The organism is Staphylococcus sp. HMSC62B09 (genome assembly GCF_001839115.1).
Lineage (GTDB): Bacteria > Bacillota > Bacilli > Staphylococcales > Staphylococcaceae > Staphylococcus > Staphylococcus haemolyticus.
In genome coordinates, this window is record NZ_KV840169.1 from 152,688 (window position 1) to 160,279 (window position 7,592).

A 7,592-nucleotide genomic window follows, 5' to 3' on the forward strand; every position below is an offset into this window, starting at 1 on the left:
CAGGAGATCGCGGGTTCGATTCCCGTCGAGACCGTATTGCTTATCCAAAAGGATAGGCATTTTTTTATGCCTTCATTTTACTTACTCATGTAAATCCACATTTTAAACTTTTTAGATATCCTTTTCAAAAAATCAAAAAATATACTAAAAGCTAAATATCGTAATACATTCTTTAGCATTACAAAAGTATGACGTCGCAACAGAATCTTAATATTATTCTTATGTTTAAAATAGAAAGCTTGCTACTAAACCATTGAGTCGTATCATCATTCTGTAATAATGGGTTAAATGGGCGTCACTACGACTTTTGTCCCGTATTCAAAGGGTTCAACTTATTTGTAATATTAAATTAGAGTGGTAAACTTTAAACGAATACTATTCTATAATTTTAAATATGAAAATAGAATTACATGAATATTAATGGTAAATTATATAGTAGATTAATATGCGCTATAAACTTATTAAAAACGCATCAAATCACAGTTTAATCTTTACTAATTCATAAGAACGAATAATAAAATATAGAACTACAATTTGAGAAATGAGGTTTATAGATATGGCAAGAAAAGTTGTTGTTGTAGATGACGAAAAGCCAATTGCGGACATCTTAGAATTTAATTTGAAAAAAGAAGGATATGATGTTTACTGTGCCTATGATGGTAATGATGCAGTAGATTTAATCTACGAGGAAGAACCAGACATCGTATTATTAGATATCATGTTACCTGGTCGTGATGGTATGGAAGTGTGCCGTGAAGTACGTAAGAAATTCGAAATGCCGATTATTATGTTAACAGCGAAAGACTCTGAAATTGATAAGGTCTTAGGTCTTGAACTTGGTGCGGATGACTATGTTACGAAACCGTTCAGTACACGTGAATTAATCGCGCGTGTGAAAGCGAACTTACGTCGTCATTATTCACAACCAGCTCAAGAAGTAAGTGGTACGACAAACGAAATTACAATTAAAGATATTGTCATTTACCCAGATGCTTACTCGATTAAAAAGCGTGGGGAAGATATTGAATTAACACACAGAGAATTTGAACTCTTCCACTACCTTTCTAAACATATGGGTCAAGTCATGACACGTGAACATTTACTACAAACAGTATGGGGTTATGATTACTTCGGTGACGTGCGTACAGTAGACGTAACGATTCGTCGTTTACGTGAGAAGATTGAAGATGATCCTTCACACCCTGAATATATTGTGACACGTAGAGGCGTTGGATACTTCCTCCAACAACATGATTAGGGGCTTGCGACTATGAAGTGGCTGAAACAGTTACAATCCCTTCACACCAAGCTTGTTATTGTTTATGTGTTATTGATTATTATTGGAATGCAGATCATCGGTCTGTATTTCACTAATAGTTTAGAAAAAGAACTGACAAATAACTTCATGAAGAATATTAAACAGTATGCGACACAGCTTGAAGTTAACATTGAGCGGATATACAGAGATGATCCCTCTAACGCTCAAAAAGAAGTTCAAAGTTTATTAAATGAGTATGCCAACCGTCAAGAAATTGAAGAAATTCGTTTTATTGATAAAGATCAAATTATCATGGCTACAGCGAAGATATCATCACATAATATGATTAATCAAAAGGTTAACGATAACTCCGTTCAAAAAGCCTTATCGCTAGGTGAATCAAATAGTCACAATGTTTTAAAAGACTATGGTAGCGGTAAAGAGCGAATTTGGATTTACAACTTACCCGTAAAGAATGGCAACGAGACGATTGGTAATATTTACATAGAATCGAATATTAATGATGTATATAATCAGTTGAATAATATTAACCAAATATTCATTATCGGTACTGCGATTTCCCTCTTCATTACCGTTATACTTGGTTTCTTTATCGCGAGGACGATTACAAGGCCGATTACTGACATGCGTAATCAGACGGTAGAGATGTCTAAAGGTAATTATACGCAACGTGTTAAGATATATGGTAATGACGAAATCGGTGAATTAGCTTTAGCCTTCAACAACTTGTCTAAGCGAGTTCAAGAGGCACAAGCGAATACTGAGAGTGAGAAACGTCGTTTAGACTCAGTTATCACGCATATGAGTGACGGTATTATCGCAACAGACCGACGTGGTCGAGTGCGTATCGTCAATGATATGGCGATAAAAATGTTAGGTATGTCTAAGGAAGACTTAATCGGTTATTACATGCTAAGTGTATTGCATTTAGAAGACGAATTCTCATTGGATGAAATTCAAGAGAATAACGATAGCTTCTTATTAGATATGAATGAAGATGAAGGCATCATCGCACGTGTGAATTTCAGTACGATTGTTCAAGAAACTGGATTTGTGACAGGTTACATCGCCGTATTACATGACGTTACAGAACAACAACAAGTTGAACGTGAACGTCGTGAATTCGTTGCGAACGTATCTCACGAATTACGTACGCCTTTAACATCGATGAACAGTTACATAGAGGCACTTGAAGAAGGTGCTTGGAAAGATGATAATTTAGCACCATCTTTCTTATCGGTAACACGTGAAGAGACAGAGCGAATGATTCGTCTTGTTAATGATCTACTACAATTATCGAAAATGGATAACGAATCTGAACAAATTACGAAGGAAATTGTCGACTTCAACATGTTCATTAATAAGATTATTAATCGTCATGAAATGGCCGCGAAAGACACGACTTTTGTACGTGAAATTCCTTCTGAAACCATCTTTACTGAAATTGATCCAGATAAGATGACACAAGTGTTTGATAACGTTATTACTAACGCGATGAAATATTCTCGTGGTGAAAAACGCGTCGAGTTCCACGTGAAACAAAACGCTTTATACAATCGTATGACGATTCGTATTAAAGACAATGGTATAGGTATCCCAATTAACAAAGTGGATAAAATCTTTGATCGTTTCTATCGTGTAGATAAAGCACGTACACGTAAAATGGGTGGTACAGGTTTAGGACTTGCCATTTCGAAAGAGATTGTAGAAGCGCATAATGGAAGAATTTGGGCGAATAGTGTTGAAGGACAAGGCACATCGATATTTATTACACTTCCATGTGAAGTTATAGACGACGGTGATTGGGATGAAGAGTAAAGAGCATATTAAATCCATTATTCTTTTCCTATTAGTTATGATGAGTGTTGTGCTTACGTTTATGGTGTGGAATTTTTCACCAGATTTAAATAATATTGATAGCACAGATAGTAAAAAGAGCAATACTAAGACGATTGGTAAGCCCATGTCTGCCAATATTGAGAATGTGATATCTCCGTATCAAATTGTAGAAGTTAAAGGCGATAAGGTTAAAGGGCTGGCACCATCTCGTGCTCAATTGTCTCAAGTAACAGGTACATTGAAGAATCATGAAGTCAGTAAAGTGGAACATATTCATCGAGATTATAATTTAAATATTCCCATGTTAAATGACCACTTTACTGTGCTAGATTTTACTTATGATATGCCGCTAACGACATATTTAGGTCAAGTATTGAATTCATCAGCGAAGGTACCTAAAAACTTCAAATTTAATCGTATTATCGTAAGTCAAAATCCTAAAGAGAATTTAGAGTTGTATGCGATTAGTGAAGATCGTCATGAAGTAATGAAAGTAACATTGACTACGAAAGCTAATCATTTTATTAAAGTGATGGATCATTTGAATAAAGAAATGCAGAAATATTCAGAGGTAATCACAAATAAAGATACGATTGATAAATCAACGCATATATTTGCGCCAAATCGTCCGAAAGACATGCGTTCTTACCGTATGGTTTATGATACGATTCCAGTCGAAACGATGAATGCTATTCTATTTGACGATTCAGTGATTATTCGAAGCGGTAAGAGTGGTTCAACAACGTACAATAATAACACTGGCGTAGCGAACTATAATGATGAAAGTAAGAAATATCATTATAAAAATTTATCTGAAAATGAATCTAGCTCAAGTGATATGGATTCAACGATTCCAAGTACATTTGAATATATAAATGGACATGGTGGATTCTTCAATGATGACTTCCGTCTTTTCAATACAGATAATTCATCGGGTGAATTAACGTACCAACTCTTCCTCAATGGGCACCCAACATTCAATGATCAGCAATTAAATGATATAGAGGTTACTTGGGGAGATAAAGGTATTTATGACTACAAACGTGCGCTATTGCGTTCTAGTGTACCTTTAGAAGGTAAAACGAAGTCACTTGATAGTGTTGAAAGTGTTCGTTCTTCACTCGCAAATAATCATACGATTGATTTTGAAAAGGTAACGAATATGGTCATTGGTTATAAAGAAGATGATCAACCTGATAAAGATGATATAGAAGTGCAACGTAATAGTGAGTTTGTGCCAACATGGTATGTTCAATACGACGGCGATTGGTACACTTATGAGGATGGGAGGCTTGAATAAATGAATTGGAAACGAACGAAGACATTGTTTATTTTCGTGTTTATTCTAGTTAATATCCTACTCGTATTGATTTACGTGAATAAGGTGACGAAGTCTCAAATTAACGAATCTGAAAGTGATAATGAGGTTAAATTCCAGCAAGAAGAAATTAAAATTTCGAAGGATATTTTAAATAAAGATGTAAGTGGGACGAAGATGCAGATGATTACTGCTAAGTCTAAAGACTTCGAAAGTTATGCGAAGGGTAAGTCGTCATTAGAAGCGGAAGATTCTGGTAATACGTTAACAGGTGAGATTGATAGTACGGTTAATGTGAGTGATAGTAATTTAAGTGATTTAAAAGATTACATCATGAGTAATGTTTACAATGGTAAGATGTATCAACTTGGTGATGTTACATCTGATACTGTGACATATGAACAGGCTTATGAAGGTTATCCGTTGATGAACAATAATAAAGCGCGTCTACGCTTTAATATCAATGATGGTAAAGCGACAAGTTATGAACAATCGGTAATGAATAATATTGAACCTGCTAAGAGTGATAATAATCCTAAGAAGCAAGTGATTACACCACGTAAAGCAGTAGAAACGTTATACTTTAATCGTTACTTGAAATCAGGCGATGAAGTGATGGACGCAAGACTGGGATATTACTCGGTTGTGAGAGAAACGAATGTGCAATTATTGCAGGCGAACTGGGAAATTAAAGTGAAGCATAAAGGTAAAGAAGACGTGAAAACTTATTATGTTGAAGCGACATCATCAAATCCGAAAGTGATTGATAATTAGGGAGCAGGGTTGTAAAGAAATTCTTAGATGAATATTTACTCATTCTGTTGTGATGCTTGCCTAGGGGGACTGGGTCGAGCCTCGGTCTCGACACTCATCCTACTCCCTCAGGCGTCACACAACGTCATTCGTAGTTTATTTTTAGAATTTCTTACATAAGTGCTAACGCACTTATGTACATTAATAATCAACATAAGAGTCGCGCAACGTCATTCGTTATCACTCATCAGTGCTACTTACTTAAATGTATAAGCTCTTAAATCTACAAATAACATTTTATTTGTAGTGTTGGGCAACATCGCTACGTAATAATCTTCAGACTTCTTCAATAAAATTTAATACACTGTTTCAATAATTAATAAATAAATAAGCTTCTCCTTCCTCTTCTCTTATTTAAGAGAAGGAGTGGTTTAGAGTGTGGGAAGTATAATAAGTGTGTGAGTCTACTAGTGTCTCATGCACTTATTTTATTTATCTATGTTAGTGTTGTACATAAACATGGAATTGGAACTTTAATTTTTGTATTGGTATAGTATAATATAAAGGTATTTTATAGGACTGGATTGTTTCGAATGATGTGGATTGTTCGAAACTTCATTTTTTTAATTATAGAGTGCAAAATATAAGGAATTAGACTGAAGGCACTCTAAAATATAGAGTAAGTTGTCGGAAGTAGAAAGGATGAGTCGCTTGATACGAATGAGTGTATTGGCGAGTGGTAGTACGGGGAATGCCACTTATGTTGAAAGTGATAAGGGCAGTCTATTAGTAGATGTTGGACTCACTGGCAAGAAAATGGAAGATTTATTTAGCCAAATTGATAGAAATATAAAAGATTTAAACGGCATTCTAGTTACTCATGAACATAGTGATCATATTAAAGGATTAGGTGTGCTTGCGCGTAAATATGGTTTGCCGATTTATGCGAATGAGAACACTTGGAAAGCAATTGAGAAGAAAGATAGTAAAATTCCAATGGATCAAAAATTCATATTCAATCCTTATGAAACAAAATCTATTGCAGGTTTTGATATTGAATCATTTAATGTATCTCATGATGCAATTGATCCACAGTTTTATATTTTCCACAATAACTATAAGAAATTTACGATGATTACAGATACAGGCTATGTGTCAGATAGAATGAAAGGTATGATTCAAGGCAGTGATGCCTTTATGTTTGAGAGTAATCATGATGTGGATATGTTACGCATGTGTCGTTATCCTTGGAAGACGAAGCAACGTATTTTAAGCGATATGGGACATGTGTCTAATGAAGATGCAGGACTAGCGATGACTGATGTCATTACAGGTAATACGAAGCGCATTTATCTTTCACATTTATCACAAGATAACAACATGAAAGATTTAGCACGTATGAGCGTTAGTCAGGTTCTAAATGAACATGATATAGATACTGAAAAAGAAGTGCTATTATGTGATACAGATAAAGCACAAGCTACACCGATATATACATTGTAATTATTTAGACGAACGACCTACTTACAAAATTAGTATTTGTAAGTAGGTTGTTTTTTAATTTATTGAGTTAATTATCTAATAATTTGGACTATACATGATTATTCAAAAGGAACCTTATAATAACAAGATTTAGCCTAAATCTGTGAATAAATATTTAAGACTTTCTTAAAGTTATCCCCAAAATTCAATGAAGTTATCCACTTTTGTGTATAATACACACAGAAATACTCACATTATTCACAGACTTATCCACATATATACAAGGATAGTCTCATAAAATGGGGATATTTTTTAAAAATATAGCTTAATTCGTATACATTACTGTTATAATTAGAGGGAATTCTGTTAACAAGTTGATAACTTGTGGATAAGTAGGATAACTATTAATATCTATGGAGGATTTTATGAAGATAACAATCTTAGCTGTGGGTAAATTAAAAGAAAAATATTGGAAACAAGCTATATCAGAATATGAAAAAAGACTAGGTGCTTATTCCAAAATTGAAATTATTGAAGTACCCGATGAAAAAGCACCTGAAAACATGAGCGATAAAGAAATTGAACAAGTGAAAGAAAAAGAAGCACAACGACTACTAGCTAAAATCAAACCTCAAGCAACAGTCATCACTTTAGAAATTCAAGGAAAAATGTTGTCCTCAGAAGGATTGGCTGAGGAAATGCAACGACGCATGACACAAGGACAAAGTGATTTTGTCTTTGTCATTGGCGGATCAAATGGATTACATGAAGACGTCTTAAAACGTAGCAACTACGCACTTTCATTCAGCAAAATGACATTTCCACATCAAATGATGCGCGTCGTCTTAATCGAACAAGTATATAGAGCATTTAAGATCATGCGAGGCGAGGCGTATCATAAATAAAACTAAAAAATAGGTT

At 34.5% G+C, this 7,592-nt stretch carries 6 protein-coding genes; all 6 read left to right on the forward strand.

All coding sequences use genetic code 11. From position 1 onward, the window contains the following. The first annotated feature begins 556 nt into the window (after positions 1-556). The 6 genes from yycF (at position 557) to rlmH (ending at position 7,576) form a co-directional block, all read left to right on the forward strand. A complete protein-coding gene (gene yycF, locus HMPREF3265_RS11730; RefSeq protein WP_011274375.1) occupies positions 557-1,258 on the forward strand; it encodes a response regulator YycF in 702 nt (233 codons plus the stop codon). Positions 1,259-1,270: 12 nt separating this feature from the next. Beyond that, positions 1,271-3,097 carry a cell wall metabolism sensor histidine kinase WalK gene (gene walK, locus HMPREF3265_RS11735; protein WP_037552504.1) on the forward strand — a complete coding sequence of 609 codons (1,827 nt, stop codon included), beginning with the start codon at positions 1,271-1,273 and terminating at the stop codon, positions 3,095-3,097. Further along, the gene (locus HMPREF3265_RS11740) at positions 3,087-4,418 is read left to right on the forward strand and encodes a YycH family regulatory protein (protein ID WP_070632373.1); all 1,332 of its coding nucleotides are present in this window, start codon (positions 3,087-3,089) and stop codon (positions 4,416-4,418) included. Before walK ends, HMPREF3265_RS11740 begins: the two co-directional genes overlap by 11 nt. Then, complete coding sequence (locus HMPREF3265_RS11745; RefSeq protein ID WP_070861735.1) at positions 4,419-5,210, forward strand: two-component system regulatory protein YycI; 792 nt, start codon at positions 4,419-4,421, stop codon at positions 5,208-5,210. It begins immediately after the preceding gene. Positions 5,211-5,891: 681 nt separating this feature from the next. Further along, complete coding sequence (locus HMPREF3265_RS11750) at positions 5,892-6,692, forward strand: MBL fold metallo-hydrolase (protein ID WP_011274380.1); 801 nt, start codon at positions 5,892-5,894, stop codon at positions 6,690-6,692. A gap of 404 nt (positions 6,693-7,096) precedes the next feature. Continuing rightward, positions 7,097-7,576, forward strand: coding sequence for a 23S rRNA (pseudouridine(1915)-N(3))-methyltransferase RlmH (rlmH, locus tag HMPREF3265_RS11755; protein WP_070861736.1), 480 nt, complete (start codon positions 7,097-7,099; stop codon positions 7,574-7,576). Positions 7,577-7,592 lie beyond the last annotated feature (16 nt).

Excerpts from the sequence above, each read along its gene's own strand:
- yycF (WP_011274375.1), top strand. The coding sequence starts at position 557 with ATGGCAAGAAAAGTTGTTGTTGTAGATGACGAAAAGCCAATTGCGGAC.
- HMPREF3265_RS11740 (WP_070632373.1), top strand. The coding sequence starts at position 3,087 with ATGAAGAGTAAAGAGCATATTAAATCCATTATTCTTTTCCTATTAGTT.
- HMPREF3265_RS11750 (WP_011274380.1), top strand. The coding sequence starts at position 5,892 with ATGAGTCGCTTGATACGAATGAGTGTATTGGCGAGTGGTAGTACGGGG.
- HMPREF3265_RS11745 (WP_070861735.1), top strand. The coding sequence starts at position 4,419 with ATGAATTGGAAACGAACGAAGACATTGTTTATTTTCGTGTTTATTCTA.
- rlmH (WP_070861736.1), top strand. The coding sequence starts at position 7,097 with ATGAAGATAACAATCTTAGCTGTGGGTAAATTAAAAGAAAAATATTGG.
- walK (WP_037552504.1), top strand. The coding sequence starts at position 1,271 with ATGAAGTGGCTGAAACAGTTACAATCCCTTCACACCAAGCTTGTTATT.